24 protein-coding genes are annotated in these 24733 nt (G+C 75.1%); 19 read left to right on the top strand and 5 right to left on the bottom strand.

Features of this window, described 5'->3' with window-relative positions:
* Positions 1–31 precede the first annotated feature (31 nt).
* The 4 genes from ppc to FB458_RS05125 all read left to right on the top strand — a co-directional run bounded on the left by ppc (position 32) and on the right by FB458_RS05125 (position 7135).
* Positions 32–2914, top strand: a complete 2883-nt coding sequence (ppc, locus tag FB458_RS05140) for a phosphoenolpyruvate carboxylase (RefSeq protein ID WP_246061075.1) — start codon at positions 32–34, stop codon at positions 2912–2914.
* Positions 2915–2995: 81 nt separating this feature from the next.
* Positions 2996–4696 carry a sensor histidine kinase gene (locus FB458_RS05135; protein WP_170185571.1) on the top strand — a complete coding sequence of 567 codons (1701 nt, stop codon included), beginning with the start codon at positions 2996–2998 and terminating at the stop codon, positions 4694–4696.
* 377 nt (positions 4697–5073) lie between these two features.
* On the top strand, positions 5074–5499 hold the full coding sequence (locus FB458_RS05130) for a response regulator (RefSeq protein WP_170185570.1): 426 nt from the start codon (positions 5074–5076) through the stop codon (positions 5497–5499).
* A gap of 49 nt (positions 5500–5548) precedes the next feature.
* Complete coding sequence (locus FB458_RS05125; protein ID WP_141847336.1) at positions 5549–7135, top strand: sensor histidine kinase; 1587 nt, start codon at positions 5549–5551, stop codon at positions 7133–7135.
* 27 nt (positions 7136–7162) lie between these two features.
* Here FB458_RS05125 and FB458_RS05120 read toward each other — a convergent pair whose 3' ends face one another.
* Complete coding sequence (locus FB458_RS05120; RefSeq protein ID WP_170185569.1) at positions 7163–7819, bottom strand: response regulator; 657 nt, start codon at positions 7817–7819, stop codon at positions 7163–7165.
* 149 nt (positions 7820–7968) lie between these two features.
* On the opposite strand from FB458_RS05120, the gene recR reads away from it, so the two are divergent.
* From recR to FB458_RS05100, 4 genes are all read left to right on the top strand, one after another.
* Positions 7969–8568 carry a recombination mediator RecR gene (gene recR, locus FB458_RS05115; protein ID WP_141847333.1) on the top strand — a complete coding sequence of 200 codons (600 nt, stop codon included), beginning with the start codon at positions 7969–7971 and terminating at the stop codon, positions 8566–8568.
* The gene (locus FB458_RS05110) at positions 8561–9163 is read left to right on the top strand and encodes a DUF5063 domain-containing protein (RefSeq protein ID WP_246061074.1); all 603 of its coding nucleotides are present in this window, start codon (positions 8561–8563) and stop codon (positions 9161–9163) included. The genes recR and FB458_RS05110 overlap by 8 nt, the downstream gene beginning before the upstream one ends.
* Before the next feature lie 226 nt (positions 9164–9389).
* Positions 9390–10709: an aspartate kinase gene (locus FB458_RS05105; protein ID WP_141847329.1), complete on the top strand. Its 1320-nt coding sequence runs from the start codon at positions 9390–9392 to the stop codon at positions 10707–10709.
* On the top strand, positions 10706–11788 hold the full coding sequence (locus FB458_RS05100) for an aspartate-semialdehyde dehydrogenase (protein ID WP_141847327.1): 1083 nt from the start codon (positions 10706–10708) through the stop codon (positions 11786–11788). Before FB458_RS05105 ends, FB458_RS05100 begins: the two co-directional genes overlap by 4 nt.
* Positions 11789–11816: 28 nt before the next feature.
* Here the strand turns inward: FB458_RS05100 and FB458_RS05095 are convergent, their stop codons facing one another.
* On the bottom strand, positions 11817–12254 hold the full coding sequence (locus FB458_RS05095; protein WP_141847325.1) for a hypothetical protein: 438 nt from the start codon (positions 12252–12254) through the stop codon (positions 11817–11819).
* A gap of 132 nt (positions 12255–12386) precedes the next feature.
* Between FB458_RS05095 and FB458_RS05090 the strand changes: the two genes are divergently transcribed.
* The 3 genes from FB458_RS05090 to FB458_RS05080 all read left to right on the top strand — a co-directional run bounded on the left by FB458_RS05090 (position 12387) and on the right by FB458_RS05080 (position 13378).
* Positions 12387–12704 carry an Asp23/Gls24 family envelope stress response protein gene (locus FB458_RS05090; protein WP_141847323.1) on the top strand — a complete coding sequence of 106 codons (318 nt, stop codon included), beginning with the start codon at positions 12387–12389 and terminating at the stop codon, positions 12702–12704.
* The gene (locus FB458_RS05085) at positions 12701–13006 is read left to right on the top strand and encodes a hypothetical protein (RefSeq protein WP_141847321.1); all 306 of its coding nucleotides are present in this window, start codon (positions 12701–12703) and stop codon (positions 13004–13006) included. The genes FB458_RS05090 and FB458_RS05085 overlap by 4 nt, the downstream gene beginning before the upstream one ends.
* 177 nt (positions 13007–13183) lie before the next feature.
* Positions 13184–13378, top strand: coding sequence for a CsbD family protein (locus FB458_RS05080; RefSeq protein ID WP_141847320.1), 195 nt, complete (start codon positions 13184–13186; stop codon positions 13376–13378).
* 79 nt (positions 13379–13457) lie between these two features.
* Here FB458_RS05080 and FB458_RS05075 read toward each other — a convergent pair whose 3' ends face one another.
* On the bottom strand, positions 13458–15131 hold the full coding sequence (locus FB458_RS05075; protein ID WP_141847318.1) for a long-chain fatty acid--CoA ligase: 1674 nt from the start codon (positions 15129–15131) through the stop codon (positions 13458–13460).
* A gap of 187 nt (positions 15132–15318) precedes the next feature.
* Here FB458_RS05075 and FB458_RS05070 point away from each other — a divergent pair, with 187 nt between their 5' ends.
* The 8 genes from FB458_RS05070 (at position 15319) to FB458_RS05035 (ending at position 22201) form a co-directional block, all read left to right on the top strand.
* Positions 15319–16446, top strand: a complete 1128-nt coding sequence (locus tag FB458_RS05070) for a hypothetical protein (protein WP_141847316.1) — start codon at positions 15319–15321, stop codon at positions 16444–16446.
* Between the two features lie 116 nt (positions 16447–16562).
* Entirely contained in the window at positions 16563–17408 is an 846-nt protein-coding gene (locus tag FB458_RS05065; protein WP_141847314.1) for an NAD(P)-dependent oxidoreductase, read from the top strand.
* A gap of 159 nt (positions 17409–17567) precedes the next feature.
* On the top strand, positions 17568–17900 hold the full coding sequence (locus FB458_RS05060; RefSeq protein WP_211355935.1) for an ArsR/SmtB family transcription factor: 333 nt from the start codon (positions 17568–17570) through the stop codon (positions 17898–17900).
* Positions 17897–18358 carry an SRPBCC family protein gene (locus FB458_RS05055; protein WP_141847310.1) on the top strand — a complete coding sequence of 154 codons (462 nt, stop codon included), beginning with the start codon at positions 17897–17899 and terminating at the stop codon, positions 18356–18358. Before FB458_RS05060 ends, FB458_RS05055 begins: the two co-directional genes overlap by 4 nt.
* A gap of 105 nt (positions 18359–18463) precedes the next feature.
* Positions 18464–19993: an AMP-binding protein gene (locus tag FB458_RS05050; RefSeq protein WP_141847308.1), complete on the top strand. Its 1530-nt coding sequence runs from the start codon at positions 18464–18466 to the stop codon at positions 19991–19993.
* A gap of 85 nt (positions 19994–20078) precedes the next feature.
* Positions 20079–20534: a pyridoxamine 5'-phosphate oxidase family protein gene (locus FB458_RS05045; RefSeq protein WP_141847307.1), complete on the top strand. Its 456-nt coding sequence runs from the start codon at positions 20079–20081 to the stop codon at positions 20532–20534.
* A 138-nt stretch (positions 20535–20672) separates the two neighbouring features.
* Positions 20673–21266 carry a hypothetical protein gene (locus FB458_RS05040; RefSeq protein ID WP_141847305.1) on the top strand — a complete coding sequence of 198 codons (594 nt, stop codon included), beginning with the start codon at positions 20673–20675 and terminating at the stop codon, positions 21264–21266.
* Complete coding sequence (locus tag FB458_RS05035; RefSeq protein ID WP_141847303.1) at positions 21263–22201, top strand: universal stress protein; 939 nt, start codon at positions 21263–21265, stop codon at positions 22199–22201. Before FB458_RS05040 ends, FB458_RS05035 begins: the two co-directional genes overlap by 4 nt.
* Here the strand turns inward: FB458_RS05035 and FB458_RS05030 are convergent.
* Both FB458_RS05030 and araA read right to left on the bottom strand, forming a co-directional pair.
* On the bottom strand, positions 22156–23154 hold the full coding sequence (locus FB458_RS05030) for an aldose epimerase family protein (protein WP_211355934.1): 999 nt from the start codon (positions 23152–23154) through the stop codon (positions 22156–22158). The genes FB458_RS05035 and FB458_RS05030 overlap by 46 nt on opposite strands.
* The gene (araA, locus tag FB458_RS05025; RefSeq protein ID WP_141847302.1) at positions 23151–24677 is read right to left on the bottom strand and encodes an L-arabinose isomerase; all 1527 of its coding nucleotides are present in this window, start codon (positions 24675–24677) and stop codon (positions 23151–23153) included. Before araA ends, FB458_RS05030 begins: the two co-directional genes overlap by 4 nt.
* Between the last annotated feature and the right edge of the window lie 56 nt (positions 24678–24733).

Raw genomic sequence — 24733 nt, 5'->3', positions numbered from 1 at the left:
CCGCGTCACACGACGTTGCCACACTGGCGGCATGACGCCGTACGACGCCCCGACCGGTGGCTCGGCCCGCGACCGCGCGACCGAGCAGATGCTCGCCGCGGACCGCCGCGCGCCCGACGTCGCGCAGTTCGCCGCCGGCGTCTCGTCCGACGAGCACCACCGTCTGCTGCGGGCCTCGGTGCGACAGCTCGGCACGCTGCTCGGCGAGGCCCTGACCCGGCACGAGGGCGCCGCGCTGCTCGACCTCGTCGAGCGGGTCCGGGCCGCCGCGCGCGCCGAGCCGTCCGAGCGGGACGGCGCCCTCGACGCGCTCCTCGGTGACGTCGACGACGCGACCGCGGTCGTCCTGGCCCGGGCCTTCACCGGCTACTTCCAGCTGGCCAACGTCACCGAGCAGGTGCACCGCTACCAGGAGGTCTCGACGGCCACCGCGGAGGCGCCGCTGGCCGCCGCCGCCCGCCGGATCGGGGCGGCCCTCGAGGACGGCAGCCTCGACCGGGCGACCGCCACCGAGGTGCTGGGGCGGGTCGAGTACCGCCCGGTCTTCACGGCCCACCCCACCGAGGCCACCCGTCGCTCGGTCCTGGACCTGCTGCGCCGGATCGCCGACGTCGTCGCCGCGAGCGAGGACCCGCGCCGTCCCGCCAGCCGCGCCGTCCGCGACGAGCGCCGGCTGAGCGAGCTCGTCGACCTGCTGTGGCAGACCGACGAGCTGCGGGTGGCCCGCCCCGAGCCCGCCGACGAGGCGCGGACCGCGCTCTACTACCTCACCTCGATCGCCACCGAGGTCGTCCCGGAGCTGCTCGAGGAGCTCGCCACCCGGCTGGCCGACGTGGGGCTGGAGCTCCCGCTCGACGCGCGCCCGCTGCGGTTCGGCGCCTGGGCCGGCGGCGACCGCGACGGCAACCCGCACGTCACCCCCGCGGTGACCCTCGAGGTCCTCGGGCTGCAGCACCAGGCCGGGCTGCGCGTGCTCGCCGAGCAGGTCGAGGACCTGCTGGTCGAGCTCGGGTCCTCGACGCGCGTCGTCGAGGTGACCGACGCCCTGCGCGAGAGCCTCGAGCAGGACGCCGAGGCGCTGCCCATCACCTACCAGGCCGTGCGCCGGCTCAACGCCGAGGAGCCCTACCGGCTCAAGCTCTCCTTCGTGCGGGTGCGGCTCCTGCGCACCCGCGACAGGCTCACCGCCGGCACGCCGCACGAGCCGGGCCGCGACTACCGCGACCTCGGCGAGCTGCTCGACGACCTCGCCCTCGTGCGCGACTCGATGCTCGCCGGCGGCGACACGCTCACCGCGGACGGCGGGATCCTGCGCCTCGTGCGCACCGCGACGGGGGTCGGGTTCGGACTGGCCACCCTCGACGTGCGCGAGCACAGCGAGAAGCACCACCTCGCCCTCGGCGAGCTCGTCGACCGGGTCGGCGACCTCGGGGCGCCGTACGGGGGGCTGGACCGGCCGGCGCGCACCGCCTTCCTGTCCGGCGAGATGGCCGGCCGTCGCCCGCTCGTCGGCGCCGTCGGCGCCGCCCGGCACGACCTCACGCCGGACACGACGAAGGTCCTCGACCTCTTCGACGCCATCCGCACCGCGCTGGACACCTACGGGTCCGACGTCGTCGAGACGTACATCGTCTCGATGACGCACGGCGTCGACGACCTCTTCGCGGTCGTCGTCCTCGCCCGGGAGGCCGGCCTCGTCGACCCGGGCACCGACGACACCCCGGCGACCGCGCGGATCGGCTTCGCGCCGCTCTTCGAGACCGTCGCCGAGCTCGAGGCCGCCGGCGACCTGCTCGAGGGGCTGCTGTCGGACCCGACGTACCGCCGGGTCGTCGCCGCCCGCGGCGACGTGCAGGAGATCATGCTCGGCTACTCCGACTCCTCCAAGGACGCCGGGATCGCCGCCTCGCAGTGGCAGATCCACCGCGCGCAGCGCGCGCTGCGCGACCTCGCGGCGTCGTACGGCGTCACGCTGCGCCTCTTCCACGGCCGCGGCGGCTCCGTCGGCCGCGGCGGTGGCCCCACGGCGGAGGCGATCCTCAGCCAGCCCTACGGCAGCCTCACCGGGCCGATCAAGATCACCGAGCAGGGCGAGGTCATCAGCGACAAGTACACGCTGCCCCAGCTCGGGCGGTGGAACCTCGAGGGGGCGCTGGCCGCCGTCGTCGAGGCCGCGCTGCTGCACCGCACCTCGCTGCTCCCGCGCGAGGTGCTCGACGAGTGGAACGCGACGATGGACCTCGTCGCCGCGCACGGGCAGCAGACGTACCGCGCGCTGGTCCGCGACCCGGGTCTGGTGCCGTTCTTCGTGCGCGCCACCCCGGTGGACGAGCTCGGCAACCTCAACATCGGCTCCCGTCCCAGCAAGCGCCCCGGCGGCGCTGGCGGGCTGGACGACCTGCGGGCCATCCCGTGGGTGTTCGGCTGGACCCAGAACCGGATGATCCTGCCCGGCTGGTACGGCGTCGGGTCCGGTCTCGCGGCGGCCCGCGCCGACGGCCGCGAGGAGGTGCTGCGCGAGATGTACGGCTCGTGGGCCTTCTTCCGCACGTTCCTGTCCAACGTGCAGATGACGCTCGCCAAGACCGACCTCGACATCGCCGCGCGCTACGTGCGGACCCTCGTGCCCGAGGGCGAGCGCGGCCTGTTCGACACCATCCGGGCCGAGCACGAGCGCACGGTGCAGGAGGTGCTCGCCGTCACCGGGCAGTCCGCGCTCCTCGAGTCGGCTCCCGTCCTCGCCGCCACGCTCGAGCTGCGCGACAGCTACCTGGCCCCGCTGCACGCCCTGCAGGCGACGCTGCTCGCCCGGTCGCGACAGGTGCCGGAGGGCCAGGACGTGCCCGCGGACCTGCAGCGCGCCCTGCTCCTCACGGTCAACGGCATCGCCGCCGGGCTGCGCAACACGGGCTGACCGCCCGCGCCGGTGGCGGGGGACCGTCTGGGTCCACGGGAATTGTCGGACATGCGTCATCGCAGGTCGTACGGTGACCCTGTGGACCTCACCCCACGACCCGGTACGACGTCGTCCGCGACGCCGGCCGCCGTCGAGCCCCCGCCCGACGAGCCCCCCGGCGACGGCGCGCACCTCGACGCGGTCATGCGCGCCCTGGTCGACGTCAGCCCGGTCGCGGTCGTGGCGGTGGACGGGACGGGGACCGTCGTCTTCGCCAACCCCCAGGCGCAGGCGCTCAGCGGGTGGGGCGAGGACCTCCTGGGCCTCCCGGTCGAGGTGCTGGTGCCCGACGACCGGGTCGAGCGGCACCGGATGCTGCGCGACGACTACCTCGAGGCGCCGGAGTTCCGCGAGTTCCACCACGGCGCCGGACTGTGGTGGAAGCGGCGGGACGGCGGCCTCGTCCCCGTCGACATCAGCCTGACCCCCGTCGAGCTCGCGCCCGGTCGGTCCTGGACCTTCGCCGCGGCCACCGACGTCACGGAGCGGGTGCGGGCGCAGGAGCAGGTGCTCGACCTGACCCGCAGCTACCGGATGCTGGCGGAGGTCAACCAGGCCATCCTGCGCTCCGACGGTCTCGGCGAGGTCCTCCAGGCCACCTGCCGGGTCGCCGTCGAGGAGGGCGGGTTCCTCGCCGCCTGGCTCGGTCGCGCCCGCCCCGACGGCGACACCGTCGTCGTGGACGCGATCGCGGGCCCGGCCCGCGACCTGGTCGGACCGGTCGGCACCCTCGTCGCCCTCGGCGACCGGCGGCTGTCAGGAGTCACCGCGGCCGCCCTGCGCACCGGCCACTCACGCGCCTGGGCTCAGGTCTCCGGTCCCGCGCACGAGCCGCTGCCCACCCCCGTCGCCGACCTCGGGGTCGTCGACGCCGTCGCCCTGCCGGTCCGCGAGGTGGACGGCGAGCTCGTCGTCCTGACCCTCTACGACGGGCGCGCCGACGTCTTCGTCCCCAGCCTGGTCCGGATGCTCGAGCAGGTGGCGTTCAACCTCGCCCTCGCCGTCGAGCGCTTCGAGGACAAGGCGCGGGTGGAGCGGCTCGCCGCCCACCGTCGCGACCTGTCCGCCCGCCTGCTCAGCGCCCAGGAGGACGAGCGCCGCCGGCTGGCGGCCGAGCTGCACGACGACCCGATCCAGACGCTCGCCGCGACCGAGCTGCGGATCAGCATGCTGCGCAGCCGCATGACCCCCGGTCGGGAGTCCCGGCCGGGCGACCCGGCCGAGCCGGAGAAGGTCCTTGGCATGGTGGACACCGTCCGGGACGGGATCAGGGCGGCCATCACCTCCCTGCGCGACGTCCTCACCGGTCTCGAGCCGCCCAGCCTCGCCACGTCGTGGGAGGAGGCGGTGTGCACCACCGCAGGACAGGTGCTGGAGACGTCGATGACGCGGTGGAGCGTCGTCGCGTCGCCCGACGGCGCCGCGCTCAGGCGGTGGGACGGCGCTCGCGGCGCCCAGGCGCTGCGGATCGTGCAGGAGGCGCTCGTCAACGTGCGCGACCACGCCGACGCGGCCCAGGTCGAGGTGCGCACGCACCCGGTCGACGGCGGGGTCGAGGTGACCGTGACCGACGACGGCGTGGGCCTGCCCGAGGAGGGCGTGCACCCCCGGCGCGGGCACCGGGGCGTGCAGACGATGCAGGACCGGGCCGAGACGATGGGCGGCTGGTGCCGGCTCGAGCGGGTGCGCACCGGCGGGACCCGCGTGCGGTTCTTCCTCCCCGCGGTCGAGTCCGGCTGAGCGACCGGCTGACAGCCGGGGACGGCCGAGGGCCCCGCCCCCGGGGGGAGGGGGCGGGGCCTGCGGCGTCCGGACCGGGGGAGGTGTCGTGGGGGGAGCGACGTCCGGACTCGCGACCGGCACTCGAGGTGGGGGAGGGTGCCGTGTCGGTGAGCGGCGGACGGGGTGTGCAGGGGGGGGTGCCACGGCCCGTCCGCCACGACCCAGTCTGCTGCGCGGTGGGGTCGCGCGCACCGAACCGATGCGCTGACCCGTCTGGTGCCGATGCACCAGACGGCGACGTGCTCCGGCTCCATCCGCGGGCCCCGGGAATGGGTCATGCTGGTCCTCGGCATGGCGGGACCCCGACCCGCCCCAGGCACAGCGGAGGCGGGAGCGTGCGTCAGACCAGGGTCGTCATCGCCGACGACAACCGCGCGATGCGCGACGCCCTCGCCGACGTGCTGCGGTCGACCGGGGACTTCGAGGTGGTGGCGGAGCTGGCCGACGGCCACGGCCTGGTGCCGTCCGTCCAGGAGACCGGCGCCACCCTCGTCGTCCTCGACGTCGCCATGGACGCCGGCGGGCAGGTCGGCGCGGCGGCCCTGCAGGCGCTCTCGCCCGCGCCGGTCGTCGTGGCCGTGACGGCGACGGACGACCACGAGACGGTGGTCGGGCTGCTCGAGGCCGGGGTGACCGGCTACTTCGTCAAGGGCACCCTCGGCGACGGCTTCGTCGACGACCTCCTGCGCTGCGCCCGCGGCGAGGTCATCCTCGCCCTGCCGCACGCGGGGCGGGCGCTGCAGCAGGCGCTCGCGCGCTGAGCCGCGCGACGGACGTCCTGGAGCACCGCGTCGCGCGTACCGTGGCACGATGACCGGCCCCGGCAGCGCGACCCCCGGCCGCGACGCGGACGCCGCCGTCCGCGGGGTGCTGGACCTGTCGCCGCACCCGGTCGTCGGGGTGGACGACGCGGGCCGCGTGGTCCTCGTCAACGCCCTGGCCGAGCAGCTGACCGGGTGGACGCACGACGAGCTCGTCGGCCGGCCCGTGGAGGAGCTGCTCCCGCAGGAGCTGCGGGGGCGGCACGAGCGGCTGCGGACGGCGTACCACCACTCACCGGTCCGCCGAGAGGTCGGTGAGCTCGAGGCCCTGCGGCTGCGACGGCGCGACGGGAGCGAGGTCCCCGTCGACGTCGCCCTCACCCCCCTCACCCTGGCCACGGGGTCGACGTGGGTGCTCGCCGCGCTCAGCGACGTCACGCAGCGGCTGGCCACCGAGTCCCGCGTCCTGGACCTCACGCGCTCCTACCGGATGCTCGCCGCGATCAACCAGGCGGTCCTGCGGGCCGGCAGCGCGGTGGACGTCACCGCCGAGGCCTGCCGGGTCGCCGTCGAGGAGGGCGGCTTCCTGGCCGCGTGGGTCGGTCGCGGTCCGCGGAGCTCGATGACGCTGCGGGTGGCGGCGGTCGCGGGGCCGGCGGCGCGTGTCGTCGGCGAGGTCGGGACGGCCGTGCGGGTCGACGACCCCCGGCTGTCGGGGGTCACCGCGGCCGCGGTCCGGGCCCGGTCGACCCGGTCGTGGGGCGACGTCGCGCACCCCTTCGCCCCGCTACCGGCCGCCGCCGCCGGGGAGGGGGTGCAGGACGCGGTCGCCCTCCTCGTCCCCACCGACGAGGAGGACGACGTCGTCCTCACCCTCTACTGCCACCGCCCCGCGGTCTTCACCGAGGAGCTCGTCGTCCTGCTCGAGCAGGTGGCCTTCAACATCGCGCTCGCCCTCGACCGGTACGCCGCCGACGCCGCCGTACGGCGCGAGGTCGCGCACCGCCGCGAGCTGTCGGCCCGGCTGCTCACCGCCCAGGAGGACGAGCGGCGCCGGCTGGCCACCGAGGTGCACGACGAGCCGGTGCAGCTGCTCGCCGCCACCGAGCTGCGCCTCGGGCTGCTGCGCCGCCGCGTCGCGGCCCACGACCCGGAGGGGCTGCCCGCGGTCGACCTCGTCCACGACGGCCTGCGGGGGACCGCCACCGCGCTGCGCCGGCTGCTCACGGAGCTCGAGCCGCCCCGGCTGGACACCGCCTGGGACGAGGCGGTCGAGTCGGCCGCGGAGCAGGTCCTCGAGGACCACCCGACGACCTGGCGCCTGGTCGGCGGACCACCGGGGTGGACCCCCGAGACGGGCGCCCAGGCCCTGCGCATCGTGCGCGAGGCCCTCATCAACGTCCGGCGGCACGCCGCGGCCGCCCAGGTCGTCGTGGCGACCCGCCGGGTGGAGGGCGGCGTCGAGGTGTCGGTGACCGACGACGGTGTGGGGCTGGCCGACGGGGCCACCCGCGCGCGACCGGGTCACCGCGGGGTGCAGGGCATGCAGGACCGGGCCGAGACGCTGGGGGGCTGGTGCCGGGTCGAGCCGGGCCCCGACGGCGGGACCCGGGTCGTGGCGCTGCTGCCGGCGTGAGCCCTGCTCCCCCGGGCCGCCGGCGGCTCAGAGGTCGGGGAGCAGCCCGTCACGCACGGCGATGGAGAGCGCCTCGAGCTTGGAGTGGGCCCCGAGCTTGGCCGACAGGTTGGCCACGTGGTTGCGCACCGTGTGCACGCTGACCGTCATCCGCTCGGCGATCGCCGCGTTGGACAGGCCCTGGGAGACCAGCGCGAGGACCTCCCGCTCGCGCTCGGTGAGCTCGACGCGGCTGCTGCTGCCGCGGGAGAACCGGGGCAGCAGCCGGGCGAGCAGCTCCGGCGAGATGACCGACTCCCCGGCCGCGGCGGAGCGGACGGCCTGGGTGATCTCGTCGAGGCCGCGCGTCTTGGACAGGAACCCGGCCGCCCCCGCCTCGATGGCGGCGACGAGGACGTGCTCGGCGGCGCTGGCCGTGAGGACCACGACCCTTGCGGAGGGGCGCAGCGCCAGCAGCTCCCCGATCGCGGCGACCCCGTCGCCGTCGGGCAGCCGGTGGTCGAGCAGCACGACGTCGGGCGCCGCGGTCGTCATCAGCGCCCGGGCCTGGGCCAGGGTGGAGGCGACGCCGGCGGCCACGAGGTCCGGCTCGGCGTCGATGACGATGGCCAGGCTCGAGGCCAGCACCCGGTGGTCGTCGACGAGGAGCACCCGGATCGGGGCGGACGGGTGCGCAGGTGCCACCGCAGCCCCCTCACTGGTCCCCGAGGCGGGGTGAGGACCCCGCACCCCCAGCATGGTGCACGGGGCGCGGCGGGGCCAGCCCTGCCGGGGACCCGTGAGGGGCGGCGCGGTGGACGGACCCTGTCGGCGCGGCGCCGTACGCTGACGGGGTGTACGAAGGCGTGGTCCAGGACCTCATCGACGAGCTGGGGCGGCTGCCCGGGGTCGGACCGAAGGGGGCCCAGCGGATCGCCTTCCACCTGCTGACCTCCGACCCGGCCGACGTCACCCGCCTCGCCGAGGTCCTCGTCCAGGTCAAGGAGAAGGCGCGCTTCTGCGAGCGCTGCTTCAACGTCTCGCAGGACGCGCTGTGCCGGGTCTGCGCCGACCCGCGCCGCGACCGGAGCATGATCTGCGTCGTCGAGGAGCCCAAGGACGTCGCGGCGGTCGAGCGCACCCGCGAGTTCCGCGGGCTCTACCACGTGCTCGGCGGGGCGATCTCGCCCATGGACGGCGTCGGCCCGCAGGACCTGCGGGTCGCCGAGCTCATGCAGCGGCTCTCCGACGGCGAGGTCACCGAGGTCATCATCGCCACCGACCCCAACATCCAGGGCGAGGCGACGGCGACCTACCTCTCGCGCTTCCTCAAGGACCTCGGGCTGCGGATCACCCGGCCGGCCTCCGGCCTGCCCGTCGGCGGTGACCTCGAATACGCTGACGAGGTGACCCTGGGACGTGCCTTCGAGGGACGGCGGGCCGTCGGTGCCTGACCCCGCCCAGCGCCCACCCGTGCAGCGCCACCCCGGTGGCGCGGTCGGCGAGCTCGACCTGCTCGCCGCCGAGACCGCGCGCGACGCCCAGCTCTACCTCGCCACCGTGCGCGAGGTCGCCGCGGGCGCGGCCGCCGACACCGCGATCCCCGTGCTGCTGCTCGCCACCGCCCAGCTGCTGCTGGCCGGCTCCCGGCTCGGGGCCGTGCAGGACGTCGTGCCCGACGAGCGCTTCGAGCCCGACGCCGGCCCCGACCCCGACCTCGACCCGCTGCGCGGCAGCCTGGCCAACGTCCTCGAGGGGCTCGACGAGTACGCCGACGTCGTCGACCCGCTCACCGCCGCCGAGCTGGCGCGCGGCTCGCTCGTCGGCGACCTCGTCGAGGTGTGCGCCGCGCTCCAGCACGGCCTCGACCACTACGACCGCGGCCGGCTGCCGGAGGCGCTGTGGTGGTGGCAGTTCTCCTACCTCTCGACCTGGGGCGACCGGGCCGCCGCCTCGCTGCGGGTGCTGCAGTCGGTGCTGTCGCACCTGCGGCTCGACGCCGACCCCGAGACGGTCGCCGACGCGGAGTTCGACGCGCTGCACCCCTGACCGCCACCGGGCCACGGATCGTCGCGGCACCGCAAGATCTGCGGTACGACGGCCCCGGAAGGGGCTGGCGCAGGAGATCTTGCGGTGCGGGGCGCCGTACGGGCGGGGTGGGGTGGTCCGCCGCACCCCCGGCGAGGACATCTCACCCCGTGGTGCCGCGCGGGGGCGGCGCGGCCCGCGACCTAGACTCGAGCCGTCCCGCCCGCCCGCAGAGAGAGCACCGTCAGTGAGCCTGGTCGTCCAGAAGTACGGCGGGTCGTCCGTGGCCGACGCCGAGAGCATCAAGCGGGTGGCGCGGCGGATCGTCGAGACCCGCAAGGCCGGCCACGCCGTGTGCGTCGTCGTCTCGGCGATGGGGGACACGACCGACGAGCTGCTCGACCTGGCCAACCAGGTCAGCCCGCTGCCGCCCGGTCGCGAGCTCGACATGCTGCTCACCTCCGGCGAGCGGATCTCGATGGCCCTGGTCGCCATGGCCATCGCCAACCTCGGCCACGAGGCGCGCTCGTTCACCGGGTCGCAGGCCGGCGTCATCACCGACGCCGTCCACGGCAAGGCGCGGATCATCGACGTCACCCCGGGCCGGATCCAGACCGCGCTCGCCGCCGGTCACATCGCCATCGTCGCCGGCTTCCAGGGCGTCAGCGTCGACACCAAGGACATCACGACCCTCGGCCGCGGTGGCTCGGACACGACCGCCGTCGCGCTCGCCGCCGCCCTCGAGGCCGACGTCTGCGAGATCTACACCGACGTCGACGGCGTCTTCACCGCCGACCCGCGCATCGTCCCCAGCGCCCGCAAGGTGCCGGTCGTCTCGAACGAGGAGATGCTCGAGCTGGCCGCGTGCGGCGCGAAGATCCTGCACCTGCGCTGCGTCGAGTACGCGCGGCGCTTCGGGATGCCGATCCACGTCCGCTCCTCGTTCTCCGCGCACGAGGGCACCTGGGTCACCGACGCCGCGTACACCGGCTTCCGCCGCCCCGCCGGGCTGGGCGGCGACGAGCAGCAGCACGAAGGAGAGACCGTGGAAGCCCCCATCATCGCCGGCGTCGCCCACGACCGCAGCGAGGCCAAGATCACCGTCGTCGGCGTGCCCGACCGGGCGGGCAAGGCGGCCGCGATCTTCCAGGCCGTCGCCGAGGCCGAGATCAACATCGACATGATCGTGCAGAACGTCTCCGCGACGGAGACGGGGTTGACCGACATCTCGTTCACGCTGCCCAAGAGCGACGGCCAGACCGGGGTCCAGGCCCTCACGCGGCTCCAGGACACCGTGGGCTTCTCGGGGATCCTCTACGACGACCACATCGGCAAGCTGTCGCTCGTCGGTGCGGGCATGCGCTCGCACCCGGGCGTCTCGGCGACCCTCTTCCAGGCGCTCGCCGACGCGGGCATCAACATCGAGATGATCTCGACGTCGGAGATCCGCGTCTCCGTCGTCACGCGCGACGACCAGCTCGACGCGGCCGTGCGCGCCGTCCACACCGCCTTCGGCCTCGACTCCACGCAGGGCGAGGCCGTCGTCTACGGAGGCACCGGCCGATGAGCACCCCCCGCGCGCAGCGCCCCACCCTCGCCCTCGTCGGCGCCACCGGCGCCGTCGGCACCGTCATGCGCTCGATCCTGTCGACCCGCGAGGACGTGTGGGGCGAGATCCGTCTCGTCGCCTCGGCCCGCTCGGCGGGCAAGCAGCTCGAGGTCCGCGGCGAGCAGGTCACCGTCCTGGCCCTCTCCGAGGAGGTCTTCGACGGGGTCGACGTCGCGATGTTCGACGTCCCCGACGAGGTGTCGGCCCAGTGGGCGCCGGTCGCCGCCGCCAAGGGCGTCGTCGTCGTCGACAACTCCGGCGCGTTCCGGATGGACCCCGACGTGCCGCTCGTCGTGCCGGAGGTCAACCCCGAGGCGGCGCGGGAGCGCCCGCGCGGCATCATCGCCAACCCCAACTGCACGACGCTGACGATGATGGACGCGCTCGGTGCGCTGCACCGCCGCTGGACGCTCACCGAGCTCGTCGTGGCGTCGTACCAGGCCGCCTCGGGCGCCGGGCAGCCCGGCATCGACCGCCTGTACGACGAGCTCGAGGTCGTCGGCGGCCGCCGCGACGTGGGCGTGCAGGCCGGCGACGTGCGCGCGGCCATCTCCGACAAGCTCGGCGACGACTCCCCGTTCCCGGCGCCCCTCGCGCTCAACGTCGTGCCCTGGGCCGGGTCCGACAAGGGCGACGGCTGGTCGAGCGAGGAGCTCAAGGTGCGCAACGAGTCGCGCAAGATCCTCGGCATCCCCGACCTCAAGGTGTCGGCCACCTGCGTGCGCGTCCCGGTCGTGACGACCCACTCGCTCGCGGTGCACGCGACCTTCGCCCAGGACGTCGACGTCGCCGCGGCGCGGCAGGCGCTCGTCGAGGCGCCGAGCGTCGTCGTCGTCGACGACCCGGCCGCGGGCGAGTTCCCGACTCCGGCCGACTCCGTCGGGGCCGACCCGACCTTCGTCGGCCGGCTGCGCCAGGCCCTCGACTTCCCGCGGACCCTCGAGCTGTTCGTCTGCGGCGACAACCTGCGCAAGGGCGCCGCGCTCAACACGGCCCAGGTGGCCGAGCTCGTCGCCCGCGAGCTCACCGGCGCCTGAGCGGCGCCCGGACCCCGAGGGCGCGTTCTCAGGGGGCGGGGGGCGCCGCGTCGTCCCCGGTCGCAGGGGAGACGTCGTCGACGTGCACGTCCGCCGTGCGCTCCGCCGGTCCGAGGACGTCGGTCAGCGCGTCGAGCAGCACCGGACGCAGCCGGTCGGCGAGCGGCCCGAGCGGGGCGCCGTACGGGGCCGTGACCTCCACCGCGACCCCGGCGCAGCGGTCCCCGCCGGGGCCGGGCTCGATCCGCAGCCGCACACGTCCGACGTCGACGACGAGCCCGCTGTCCTGCACCGCCGTGCGGACGGCGGCCGCGACGACGCGGTCGGCCACGAAGAGCCGGTCCTGGGCCCGGAAGCCGCCGTGGCGCTCGAGGTCGGCCGTGGAGGCCACGAGCGGCAGGCCGCGGTACGTCGTCGCCCACGGGCGCCGGGGCCCCCGGGAGCCGGGCAGGGTGGAGTCGCTCATCCCCCTTCCCCTTCCCCCGGCAGTGCGCCACTGGTGATCCTGTCATCTCCCGGCGAATCGGGCAGCATGGGACGTGCAACGGGTCCGTGCGCGGGACCGCCGCCGCGCAGGACGACGAGGAGGAGGACCCGAATGACGCCGACGACGGCCGGTCCGGTGGACGCGCTCGTGGACGCCGTGCTCGGGGTGCCCGGCGTCGTCGGGCTGCACGCGGGCGCGCTCGGGGAGGTCGCGACCTACCTGCCGGGCCGCCGCGTGCCCGGGGTTCGGGTCCGCGACGGGGTCGTCGACGTCCACGTCGTCCTGGCCGAGGGTGCGCCGCTGCGCACGACCGCCGTCGCGGTGCGTGCCGCCGTGGCCACGCTGGTCCCCGGCGCCGCCGTCGACGTCACGGTGGAGGACGTCCGGGCCCCCGGGGTCGCGGCGCCCCCGGGCCGGCGCCCGTCGTGACACCCCCGGTGCCCGAGCCGGGGGAGCGGGCCCGGCAGCAGCGCCTGGTCCGGCTGCGGGCCGCCCGGGCCCTGCACCCCGACCACGGTGGCGACCACGACGCGTACGTCGCCGCGATGGCGGCGCTCGACGCCGCGGACCCCGCCCGGGAGGCCGGCGCGGGCGGCGCCTACGGCGCGTCGTACGGCGGCCCCCCCGACGGCGCGGAGGTCGTCCTCGTCGCGCGGCGCGGCTGGCGCTGGCCGCGGCGGCTGCGCCGGCGGGTGCGCGACTACCGCCGCCGCAACTGGGCCCGCCTCTGACGCCTGGCCCGCGGGGTTGGCCGAGGGGCCGTCGCGGGTAAGGGGCCGGGGCAGGGAGTGGTGACCGGCGACCGCCGGGCACCTCATGAGGATCGGAACGTCTCCACGCGACCGGCCGTTGGCCGGATGGAACGACCGACACCGAGCGGTGGGAGACCACCGGGGAGGAGGCCCGCGATGGGCATCATGGACAAGGCCAAGAACGCCGCCGAGGACGCCATGGGCAAGGCCAAGGAGGCCGTCGGCGACAAGACCGGCAACGAGGACCTCAAGGCCGAGGGCCAGGGCGACCAGGCCTCGGCGAACGCCAAGAAGGCCGGCGAGAACGTCAAGGACGCCGCGGGCGACGTCAAGGACGCCTTCAAGTCCTGACCTCACCCGAGGCGCACGACGCCGCCCCGGTCACCCCTGAGGGTGACCGGGGCCTCGTCGTACCGGCCGGGAACGCGGCTCAGAAGTGCGTGACCTCGAGGCCGCCGTCGGCGTACTGCTTGCGCAGGACCTTCTTGTCGAACTTGCCGACCGAGGTCTTCGGGACCTCCGGGATGAAGGCCCAGCGCTCGGGCACCTGCCACTTGGCGACCTTCTCGGCGAGGAAGTCGCGCAGCTCCTCGGCGGTGACCTCGGCCCCCTCCTCGGGGACGACGGTCGCCAGGGGGCGCTCCTGCCACTTGTCGTCGGGGACCCCGATGACCGAGGCCTCCCGGACCTTGGGGTGGGCCATGATCGCGTTCTCCAGGTCGACCGAGGAGATCCACTCGCCGCCGGACTTGATGACGTCCTTGGCGCGGTCGGTCAGCTGGAGGAAGCCGTCGGGGGTGAGCAGCCCGACGTCGCCGGTGCGCAGCCAGCCGTCGGGGCTGAACTTGGCCGCCATCTCGGCCTTGTCGGTCTCGGACTCGGTGCCGTTCATGTAGTAGCTGCCGGTGACCCACGGGCCGCGGACCTCCAGCTCGCCGACGGCCTCGCCGTCCCACGGCTGCTGCGACCCGTCGGGACCCATGAGCCGGCCCTGGAAGCCGACGAGCAGGCGGCCCTGCTTCTCCCGGTAGGACCAGTACTCCTCGGAGCCGACCTCGCAGCGGGCCGGCGGGACGGCGAGCGAGCCGACCGGGGAGGTCTCGGTCATGCCCCAGCCGTGGATGATCTCGATGCCGTGCCGCTCCTGGTAGGCGCGGATCATCGCCGGCGGGGCGGCGGACCCGCCGACCATGAGCCGGTAGCAGGCCGAGCTGTCGATCTCCGGGTGCGCGTCGAGGTGGCGCAGCAGCTCGCTCCAGATGGTGGGCACCCCGGCCCCGGTGGTGACCTCGAGCTCGTCGATCATCCGCGCGAGCGGCTCGGCCTGGAGGAAGCGGTCGGGCATGATCATCGAGCTGCCGGCGAGCATGACGATGTAGGGGAAGCCCCACGCGTTGGCGTGGAAGAGCGGGACGACGACGAGGTTGCGGTCGCCCTCGCGGACCCCGAGGGTCATCGCGTCGGTGATCGCGTGCAGGTAGTTGCTGCGGTGGCTGTAGACGACGCCCTTGGGGTTGCCGGTCGTGCCGGAGGTGTAGCACATCGACGAGGCGCTGTCCTCGTCCAGGTCGTCCGGCCAGTCGAAGGTCGTCGGCTGCCCGCCGACGAACTCCTCGAAGTCGACGACTGCCTGCACGTGCTCCGGCGCCTCGAGGGCGGCGCGGGTCTCGTCGTCGATCGGGCCGTTGACGACCACGTGATGGATCTTCGGCAGGTGCGCGAGGAGCTTGGCGAAGGGGGCGGCCAGGGTGTTGTCGACGATGACGGCCTCGTTGCCGGCGTGCGTCGCCGTGTAGATCAGCTGCTCGGGGAAGAGGCGGATGTTGAGGGCGTGCAGCACCGCGCCCATCGACGGGATCGCGAGGTAGGAGATGAGGTGCTCGGCGTTGTTCCACATGAACGTCGCCACCCGCTGGTCGCCGGTGATCCCGATGCCGCGCAGGGCGTGGGCGAGCTGCGCGGCCTTGCGGCCGACCTCGCCGTACGACATCCGGCGCCCGCCCTCGGGGGTCCACGTGATCACCTCCTGGTCGGCGTGCACGGTGGTGCCGTAGCGCAGGAGCTGGGAGATCAACAGCGGCGTCGACTGCATCGTGGACTTCATGGGCTGAGCGTGCCTCATCGACCCCCGGTTCGGAAGGGATACCCCCCTGGTCGGGCGCGGATCACACGAGGTCGTCACGGGGGTCGTCACGGGTCGTCGGCCGCCGAGGCAACCCCGGCGGTACGGCGCCGCGTCGTGCGGGTGGGTGGGGGACCTCGCCCGCACCCGACGCGAAGGAGCAGGGCGGATGCGACGACGGACGTTCCTGGGGGCGCTGGGCGCCCTCGGGGTGGGGGCGACGGGGCTCGTGACGGGGGCGCAGGGGGCGACGGCGGCCGGGACGGCGCGCTCGCCGTTCACCCGCCTGACCGGGTGGCCGACGGCGGCCCGGGTCGAGCTGGGCGGGACCACGGGTGGCGCGCGGCCGGTCACCCTCGCGCTCGGGCACCGGCTCGGGATCGACGGGTACGGCGCGGCCGTGGCCCGGCGGCTCGCCGGCGACGCGTGGTCGGGCGCCGTCCCGGTTTCGGTCCCGGTGGTGTGGGGGGCGACGACCCCCGCGTCGGCGGGTGGGCTGTGGCTGCACGGCACCCGCGCCGAGGTGACGCTGCCGGGCCACGACGGGTCGGCGGTCGTCGGCCGGCTGGAGGCGGGCGGGGCCTGGCACCCGCTCGACACGTCCGGGCTGCCGCGCTTCCTGCAGACCGGGTCGCTGCGCGAGGTCGGCGGCGCGCTCCTGCTCACCGGCGGCGTCCCGACGGGCGACGGCCGCGCCGTGCTGCCGTTCGCGGCCCGCTGGTCGCTCGTCGGGGGGTGGTCCGGATGGCGCCGCGACGCGATCGCGCCCGACCCCGCCGGCGTGCGCGACCTGGGCGGCATCGGGATGCGCCTGGCCGACGGCTCGAGCGGTGTCGCCGTCTTCGGCGACCGGCTGCTGGAGCGCAGCGGGGGACGCTGGCGCGACCGGCCGGGCCCCACGACGGACGGCACCCCGACGACGATGGTCGGGGCGGCCCTGCTGCCGAGCGGCCTCGTCGTCGCCGGACCCGGGGCCCTCGGTGACGACGAGGTACGACGTCGTACGGCCGGGGGGTGGGAGCGGCTGACCGTCCCCGCGGGCCTGCTCGTCAACGGGGTCGTCGGCCGCGGCGACGAGGCGTGGGTGCTCGGGGCCGTGCTCGACGGGCACTTCCGCGCCACCGCCGTCCGGGTGTCGGCGGGTGGCGTCCTCCGCGACGACGTGCGGCAGGCCGAGCCGGGCACGGTGTTCGCCGGCGGGTTCGTCGCCGCCGACGGATCGCTGGTCGGGCACGGGTCCAAGGAGGTGCCGCTCGACGGCGACTCCGTCGGCTGGACGGTCCGCGTCGCCTCCTGACCGGCGGCTGGGCGCCGGCTGGGACGTCGTACGGCGTCCTGACCGGCGGCTGGGCGCCGGCTGGGACGTCGTACGGCGTCGTTTGCCGCGTGGCACCGCGGGATACGTGACCGGGCATGCGAGTCGCCTTCCTCGGTCTCGGGCGCATGGGCGCCCTCCTCGCCGGTCACGTGCGGGACGCCGGCCACGACGTCACGGTGTGGAACCGGCACCGCCGCGAGCTCGACGGGGCGCGGGTCGCCGACTCGGTCGGTGAGGCGGTCGACGGTGCCGAGGTCGTCGTGACGATGCTCTTCGACCCCGACTCGGTGCGCGCCGTCGCCGGCGAGCTGCTGGAGCACGCGGCCGACGGCGCGGTGTGGGTCGACGTGACGACGGTCGGGCCGGCGGCCAGCCGCGAGCTGGGGGAGCGGGCCGTCGCGGCGGGCGTGCGGTTCGTCGACGCCCCCGTCCTGGGGAGCACGCCGCTCGCCGAGCCGGGCGAGCTGACGACGGTGGTCGGGGGAGCCGACGAGGACGTCGAGCGGGTCCGGCCGCTGCTGGGGACCTGGTGCGCCGACGGCAAGGTCGTCCACGTCGGCCCCGTCGGGTCCGGCAGCGCGATGAAGCTCGTCGTCAACCAGAGCCTCGGCGCGGTGGCCGCCGGCCTCGGCGAGGCGCTCGGCCTGGCCGACCACCTCGACCTGCCGCGCGACGCGGTCCTCGACGTGCTCTCGGCCGGGGCCTACGGGTGGACGCTCGGCCAGAAGCGGCCGATGCTCGAGTCCGGCGACTTCTCGGCCGCGACGTTCTCCCTGAGCGGGCTGGCCAAGGACCTCGGCCTCGTCGTCGACGCGGCCGGCGACCACCCCGTCCCGCTCACCCGCGAGGTGCGCGCCCGTACGCAGGACGCCGTCGACGAGGGCCACGGCGACGAGGACTACGCCGTCGTCATCGCGCGGATCGCCGCCGGCCGCGACTGACCCCGCGGCGCTCCTGTCGCGTTCCGGACTCACGTTCTGCCGCGTGACAACGCTGTCATCGCGTGTGGGCGCGGCAGAACGCGAGTCCGGAAGGCGCAGGGGTTGACGGCGACGAAGCGTGAGTCGTAACTTACGTTAGTGTCGACTAACGCGAGCGGGGTGCTGGACGCTCTGGGCGACCCGACGCGTCGGGCCGTCTTCGAGCGGGTCGCGGCGGGGCCGTGCGCGGTCACCGAGATCGCGGACGGCCTGCCGGTGTCCCGGTCCGCGGTCTCGCAGCACCTGCGGGTGCTCAAGGAGGCCGGGCTGGTGCGCGACACCGCGGTCGGCACCCGCCGCGTCTACCGGGTCGACCCCGGGGCGCTCGCCACCCTGCGGGCGTACGTCGACGCGTTCTGGACCCGTTCGCTCGCCGACTTCGCCGCCGCCGCCGAGCGGCCGGCCGCACCGCCGTCCACCACCGACCACCCCCCGACCGAGGAGTCCTCATGACCACCGCCACGTCCACCAGCGTCGTCGTCGAGACCGAGGTCGGCGTCCCGCCGGAGCGCGCCTTCGAGGTGTTCACGAGCGGCATGGAGACCTGGTGGGACCCGCAGCACCACCTGTCCGACGCGCCGGTCGTGCGGATGGAGGTCCAGCCCTTCGTCGGCGGCCGGATCGTCGACCACGCGTCCGACGGCACGACCTGCGCCTGGTCGCGCGTGCTCGCCTGGGAGCCGCCCGCCCGCTTCGTCTTCTCGTGGGACATCGACCTGCGCTGGCAGCTCGAGCCCGACCCCTCCCGCACGAGCGAGATCGAGGTGACCTTCACGGCGGTGTCGCCCGACCGGACGCGGGTCGTCCTCACCCACCGCCACCTCGACCGGCACGGGGAGGGCTGGGAGGCCATGGCCACGGCCGTCGGCAGCGGCTGGTCGCTCGACGCGTACGCCGCCGCGACGGCCTGAGGGACGCCGTACGGCGAGCCGCCGGTGCCGGTCGGCGCATCCGCCGGCCCGGCGCGGGGCCGCTCGCATACAGTGGCGCCGACGTCCCACCCGCAGGAGGTACCGATGATCGTTCCCTTCTCCGTCAGCGACTTCCTCGCCCGCGCCGCCGCCGTCTACGGCGAGCGCACCGGCGTGGTCGACGAGCCGACGCAGCCCGCCCCGTCGCTCGGCGACGTGACCTACGCGCGGATGGCCGAGCTCGCCCGGGCGCAGGCGGCCAAGCTGGAGTCGCTCGGTCTCGGGGTGGGGGACCGCGTCGCCTACGTCTCGCACAACAGCGCCCGGCTGCTCACCGCCTTCTACGGCGTGTGCGGCTGGGGACGGGTCCTCGTCCCGGTCAACTTCCGGCTCAGCGTCGACGAGGTGACGTACATCGTCCAGCACTCGGGCGCCCGGGTGGTGTACGTCGACCCCGAGCTGAAGGACGCGCTCGCCGACGTGGAGGCCGAGCACGTCTTCGTCATCGGCGAGGACGACGACATGTTCCTCTTCGACACCGAGCCGACGCCGTGGGAGCCCGACGAGAACGCGACGGCGACCATCAACTACACGAGCGGCACGACGGCCCGCCCCAAGGGCGTGCAGATCACGCACCGCAACATCTGGACCAACGCGACGACGTTCGCGCTGCACGCGGGGGTCACCGACCGCGACGTGTACCTGCACACGCTGCCGATGTTCCACGCCAACGGCTGGGGGATGCCCTTCGGCATGACCGGCTGCGGCGTGCCGCACATCGTCCTGCGCAAGGTCGACGGCGCCGAGATCCTGCGCCGGGTGCAGCGACACGGCGTGACCGTCATGTGCGCGGCCCCTGCCGTCGTCGCCTCGGTCCTCGAGGCCGCGCAGACCTGGGACGGCGAGGTCCCCGGCCGCGACCGCGTGCGGATCATCGTCGCCGGCGCCCCGCCGCCGACCCGCACGGTGGCGCGGGTGCGCGAGGAGCTGGGCTGGGAGTTCATCCAGATCTACGGCCTCACCGAGACCTCGCCGCTGCTGACCATCAACCGGATGCGTCAGGAGTGGGACGACCTGCCGGCCGAGGAGGCCGCCGCCAAGCTGGTCCGCGCCGGCGCCCCCGCGCTCGGGTGCACGCTGCGCATCGACGACGAGGGGGAGGTCCTCGCCCGCTCCAACGTCTGCCTCGAGGGCTACTGGGAGCAGCCGGAGGAGAGCGCCCGGGCGCTCGAGGGCGGCTGGTTCCACACCGGCGACGGCGGCGTCCTCGGCGACGACGGCTACCTGACGATCATGGACCGCAAGAAGGACGTCATCATCACGGGCGGCGAGAACGTCAGCTCGATCGAGGTCGAGGACGCGCTCTTCACCCACCCCGACGTCACCGAGGTCGCCGTCATCGGCGTCCCCGACGAGAAGTGGGGCGAGACCATCAAGGCGCTCGTCGTGACGACCCCCGGGTCGCAGGTCACCGAGCAGGAGCTCATCGACCACGTCAAGGGCAAGGTCGCCCGCTACAAGGCGCCGTCGAGCATCGAGTTCCGCGACGAGCTGGCCCGCACCGCGACCGGCAAGCTGCAGAAGTTCAAGCTGCGCGCGCCGTACTGGGAGGGCCGAGACCGCCAGGTCAACTGACCCGGTCCCCGCGTCGCCGCCCACCGGGCCCGGGCCGGGACGTTCGTCCCTGCCCGGCCCGGACCCGTCGGCGGACCCTGGGGCCATGAACAGGTCGAGCAGCCCCGCACCCGAGGACACCACCGTCGAGCTCTCCGAGCGCCAGTGCTGGGAGCTGTTGCGGCGCAGCACGATCGGGCGTCTCGCCGTGGGCTCGGCGGACGGCCCTGACATCTTCCCCGTCACCTACCTCGTCGACCACGGGACGGTCGTGTTCCGTACGGCGGCCGGCACCAAGCTGGCGGCCTCGTCGCACCATCGCGTGGCCTTCGAGGTCGACGGCTGGGACGACCCGCCGAGCACGGCGTGGAGCGTGGTGCTCCGCGGTCGCGCGGAGCGGCTGCTCGACCGGGAGGAGAACCTGCACGCGCTCGCGCTGCCGCTGGCCCCGTGGCAGGAGGGCCGCAAGCCGTGGTTCGTGCGCGTCGTGCCGGACTCCACGACCGGCCGCCGGCTGACCCTCACCGCGCAGGCGCGCGCGGCGCTCCACCCCGTGCGCTGAGCCGCGCGCCCGGAAGGTCCGATCGGCGACCAGGGTCCGGGACGGACGGGGACCGAGGTCCCTGGGCGCCGGCGCCGCTCGGGAGCAGCGTGGAGGTGTCGGCCCGGGAGCCCGGGCCGCCGAACAGAGGAGGTCACCATGTCCACCATCTCGGGGCGTGCGCCCCGGCACAGCACCACCGAGCGGCCCGTCGCCCTCGTGACGACGACCTGGTCCGGGGCCGTGGTCCGCCGCACCGCCGCCCTCACCCGCCTGGTCCTGGGAAGCATCTTCCTGTGGGCCTTCCTGGACAAGCTGCTCGCCCTCGGCCACGACACGGGCAAGAACCCCGTGACCGGGGTGACCACGACGTACGGCGACGCGGCGTGGGTGCACGGCGCCTCGCCGACCAGCGGTTTCCTCACGCACGCGAGCGGCCCGTTCGCGTCGGCGTACCACGCCCTCGCCGGCCACGCCGTCGTCGACTGGCTCTTCATGCTGGGCCTGCTCGGCATCGGCCTCGGGCTCGTCCTCGGCGTCGCCCTGCGCCCGGTCGCCGCGGCCGGATCCCTGCTGCTGGTGATGATGTGGGCCTCGACGCTGCCGCCCGCGAACAACCCGGTGCTCGACGACCACCTCGTCGACGCGCTGGTCCTCGTCCTCCTCGCGGCGCTCGACGCGGGGCGGACCTGGGGCCTGGGTGGGTGGTGGTCGCGCCTCGCGCCGGTGCGACGTCACCCGGTGCTGCGATGACCACCCACCCGGCCACCGGCGCCGTCGTCGTCGGGATCGACCCGGACGGGTCGAGCGACGCGGCCCTCGACTGGGCCGCCGACGACGCGGCCCGCCGGCACCGGCCGCTGCTGCTGCTCGCGGCCCCCGCGCCGCTCTACAGCGACCCCATGGCCGGCGCGATCGCGCTGCTGCCGGCCACCGAGTCCCTCGGGCCCGTGCTGGACCGGGCGGCCGCCCGGGTGGCCGAGCGGGCCCCGTCGGTGGAGGTGCGCCGCACCACCGCCTACCTGGCGGCGGCCTCGCCCGCCGCCCCGCTGACCGAGGTGTCCCGGGTGGCCGACACGGTCGTCGTCGGCTCGCACGGTCGCGGGCGCCTCGCGACCCTGCTCATGGGGTCGGTCTCGCAGTCGGTGGCCGCCGGGGCGGGGTGCCCGGTGGTCGTCGTCCGCGAGGCGCCGCGGGTGCTCGCGCCGGAGACGCCGCGGCACGTCGTCGTCGGGGTGGACGGCTCGCCGGTCTCGGCGGAGGCGGTCGGCTACGCCTTCGCCCAGGCCGACGCCCGCGGGGTCGCGCTCACCGTGCTGCACGGGTGGGACCCCGAGCGCACGGTGCCGCCGCCTGGACCGATCGAGACGCGCTGGCGGGCCGCCGCCCAGGAGGAGGACATGCTCACCTGGACCGCCATCGCCGGCTGGCGCGAGCGGCTGCCCGACGTCCCGGTCCGGGTGCGGGTGCGTCAGTGGTCGCCGGTCGAGGCGCTGCTGGCGGAGGCCGACCAGGCCGAGCTCCTCGTCGTCGGCAGCCACGGCTGGGGCGACGTGCGGGGGCTCCTGCTCGGCTCGGTCAGCCAGGCCGTGCTGCGTCGCTCGCCGGTCCCGGTCGCGGTCGTCCGCCCCCGGGACACGGCTCAGGCGGGTGACGGCTCGAGGGTCCAGGCCGTCGTGGCGACGTAGCGCCCGCCCGGGCGCAGCACGGCCGGGGGGAAGGTCGGCTGGTTCGGGGCGTCGGGCAGCGACTGGGCCTCGAGGGCGATGCCGGCTCCGGCCGTGTAGCGCACCGAGGCCCAGCCGTACGACGTCCCGTCCAGCTGCCCACCCGCGTAGACCTGCAGCCCCGGCTGGTCCGTGGCGAGGACCAGCCGCAGGTCGTCGACGGCCAGGGTCGCGACCGGTCGGACCCGGCCGTCGCGGCCCTGGTCGAGCACGTAGCAGTGGTCGAGGCCGCCGGCCGCCCGCAGCTGCGGGTGGTCGGCGGCGACGACCTCGCCGACCGCTCGGGGGCCGGCCAGGTCGAACGGGGTGCCGCGGGTGGGCAGCAACCGGCCGGTCGGCAGCAGCGCGTCGTCGACCTCGACGACGGCGCGGGCCGCCACCCCGAGGCGGTGGTCGTGGACCGAGCCCGAGCCCTCGCCGCGCAGGTTCCAGTAGACGTGGCTGGCCAGCCCCACCGGCGTCGGGGCGTCGGTGACGGCGTCGTACGTCACCGACAGGCGCGGACCCTGCAGCCGGTACGTCGCCCGGACCTCCAGCCGTCCGGGGAAGCCCTGGTCGCCGTCCTCGCTCACCGTGGACAGCACCACCTCGGCGTCGTCGGCCGCCTCGACGGTCCAGTCGTGCCGGTCGAGCCCGACGACCCCGCCGTGCAGGGTGTGCGGGCCCTCGTTGGTCGTGAGCCGGTGCTCGTGGCCGTCGATGACGACGCGGCCGTCGCGGATCCGGTTGGCGTAGCGGCCGACGCTGGCCCCGAGGTAGCCCGGGTCGACGCCGACCCGGTCGAGGTCGGCGTGGCCGAGGACGACGTCCCGGTCCTCGAGGGCGCGGACCCGCACGCGGTGCAGGGTGGCGCCGCGGGGGAGGACCTCCACCTCGAGGTCCGCGCTGCGCAGGACCGCGGTCGCGTCGCTCACAGCGGCAGCGAGAGGCGCTGGTAGGCGGCGTTCCAGCGCAGCCGGTCGGTGAAGTCGCGGCGGGTCGTCGTGTCGTCGATGAAGACCAGCTCGGTGCGCAGCAGCTCGGCGAGCTGGTGCAGCGTGTCGGGGCCGACCTGGGTGCTCAGCACGGTGTGGTGCGGCCCACCGGCCATGAGCCAGCACTCGGCGGAGGTCGGCAGGTCGGGCTGGGGCTCCCACACCGCCGCGGCGACGGGCAGGCTGGTCAGCTCCTCGTCGGGCTCGACGACGCGGATCCCGTTGCCCACCAGCCGGAAGCGCTCGCCGAGGTCGCACATGCCGACGACGAGGCCCTCGCCGGGCGCGGCGGTGAACCGCATCCGGACCGGGTCCTCGCGGGCGCCGATCCCCAGCGGGTGGATCTCCACCGTCGGCCGCTCGGCCGCGATGCTCGGGCAGACCTCGAGCATGTGGGCCCCGAGGATCCGCTGGGGCCCCGGGCCCAGGTGGTACGTGTAGTCCTCCATGAACGAGGTGCCGCCCGGCCGTCCGGCGCCGACGGTCTTGAGGGTGCGCAGCAGGACCGAGGTCTTCCAGTCGCCCTCGCCGCCGAAGCCGTAGCCGTCGGCCATGAGCCGCTGCACGGCGAGCCCGGGCAGCTGGCGCAGCCCGCCGAGGTCCTCGAAGTTCGTCGTGAAGGCCCCGAACCCGCCCCCGGTGAGGAAGCGGCGCAGCCCGGCCTCGATCTGCGCGGCGTAGCGGAGCGACCCGTGCCGCTCGCCGCCCGGCAGCAGCTCGGGCGCGACGGCGTACGCGTCGGCGTACTCCTTGACCAGGACGTCGACCTCGGTCTCCTCGACGGCGTCGACGAGCGCGACGAGGTCGTTGACGCCGTACGTGTTGACGGACGTGCCGAAGCGCAGCTCGGCCTCGACCTTGTCGCCCTCGGTGACGGCGACGTCGCGCATGTTGTCGCCGAACCGGGCCAGCCGGAGGCGTCGCAGCTCGGCGACGCCGAGGGCCGCGCGGGCCCATGACTCGACGAGACCGCGCGTGCGGGCGTCGCCGGCGTGACCGGCGACCGTCGTGCGCGGCACGCGCAGGCGCGTCTGGACGAAACCGAACTCGCGGTCGCCGTGGGCGGCCTGGTTGAGGTTCATGAAGTTCATGTCGATGGACCCCCAGGGCAGCGACGCGTCGGCCTGGGTGTGCAGGTGCAGCAGCGGCTTGCGCAGCGCGTCGAGGCCGCTGATCCACATCTTGGCCGGCGAGAAGGTGTGCATCCAGGCGACGACCCCGACGCAGGCGTCGTCGCCGTTGGCGTCGACGAGGGCGCGGCGGATCGCGTCGGCGCTGGTGAGCACCGGCTTCCAGACCACCTGCACCGGCAGGCCCGGGGCGTCGGCGACGACCGCGGCGACGGCGCGCGACTGGCGCTCGACCTGGGCGAGCGTCTCCTCGCCGTAGAGGCCCTGGCTCCCCGTGAGGAACCAGACCTGGGGGGCGGAGCCGGGCGTGGCGGGGGAGGGACTGGTGGTCATCGCGAGGTGCCTTCCGGGGAAGAGGTCGGGGAGGAGGTGGTGGGCGGGTCGGTCCG

This window comes from Lapillicoccus jejuensis (assembly GCF_006715055.1).
Lineage (GTDB): Bacteria > Actinomycetota > Actinomycetes > Actinomycetales > Dermatophilaceae > Lapillicoccus > Lapillicoccus jejuensis.
The sequence above is the reverse complement of the archived record's forward strand: the minus strand, read 5'-3'. Positions and strand labels throughout refer to the sequence as shown.

Excerpts from the sequence above, each read along its gene's own strand:
- ppc (WP_246061075.1), top strand. The coding sequence starts at position 32 with ATGACGCCGTACGACGCCCCGACCGGTGGCTCGGCCCGCGACCGCGCG.
- FB458_RS05125 (WP_141847336.1), top strand. The coding sequence starts at position 5,549 with ATGACCGGCCCCGGCAGCGCGACCCCCGGCCGCGACGCGGACGCCGCC.
- FB458_RS05100 (WP_141847327.1), top strand. The coding sequence starts at position 10,706 with ATGAGCACCCCCCGCGCGCAGCGCCCCACCCTCGCCCTCGTCGGCGCC.
- FB458_RS05095 (WP_141847325.1), bottom strand. The coding sequence starts at position 12,254 with ATGAGCGACTCCACCCTGCCCGGCTCCCGGGGGCCCCGGCGCCCGTGG.
- FB458_RS05090 (WP_141847323.1), top strand. The coding sequence starts at position 12,387 with ATGACGCCGACGACGGCCGGTCCGGTGGACGCGCTCGTGGACGCCGTG.
- FB458_RS05080 (WP_141847320.1), top strand. The coding sequence starts at position 13,184 with ATGGGCATCATGGACAAGGCCAAGAACGCCGCCGAGGACGCCATGGGC.
- FB458_RS05075 (WP_141847318.1), bottom strand. The coding sequence starts at position 15,131 with ATGAAGTCCACGATGCAGTCGACGCCGCTGTTGATCTCCCAGCTCCTG.
- FB458_RS05070 (WP_141847316.1), top strand. The coding sequence starts at position 15,319 with ATGCGACGACGGACGTTCCTGGGGGCGCTGGGCGCCCTCGGGGTGGGG.
- FB458_RS05065 (WP_141847314.1), top strand. The coding sequence starts at position 16,563 with ATGCGAGTCGCCTTCCTCGGTCTCGGGCGCATGGGCGCCCTCCTCGCC.
- FB458_RS05055 (WP_141847310.1), top strand. The coding sequence starts at position 17,897 with ATGACCACCGCCACGTCCACCAGCGTCGTCGTCGAGACCGAGGTCGGC.
- FB458_RS05050 (WP_141847308.1), top strand. The coding sequence starts at position 18,464 with ATGATCGTTCCCTTCTCCGTCAGCGACTTCCTCGCCCGCGCCGCCGCC.
- FB458_RS05045 (WP_141847307.1), top strand. The coding sequence starts at position 20,079 with ATGAACAGGTCGAGCAGCCCCGCACCCGAGGACACCACCGTCGAGCTC.
- FB458_RS05040 (WP_141847305.1), top strand. The coding sequence starts at position 20,673 with ATGTCCACCATCTCGGGGCGTGCGCCCCGGCACAGCACCACCGAGCGG.
- FB458_RS05035 (WP_141847303.1), top strand. The coding sequence starts at position 21,263 with ATGACCACCCACCCGGCCACCGGCGCCGTCGTCGTCGGGATCGACCCG.
- araA (WP_141847302.1), bottom strand. The coding sequence starts at position 24,677 with ATGACCACCAGTCCCTCCCCCGCCACGCCCGGCTCCGCCCCCCAGGTC.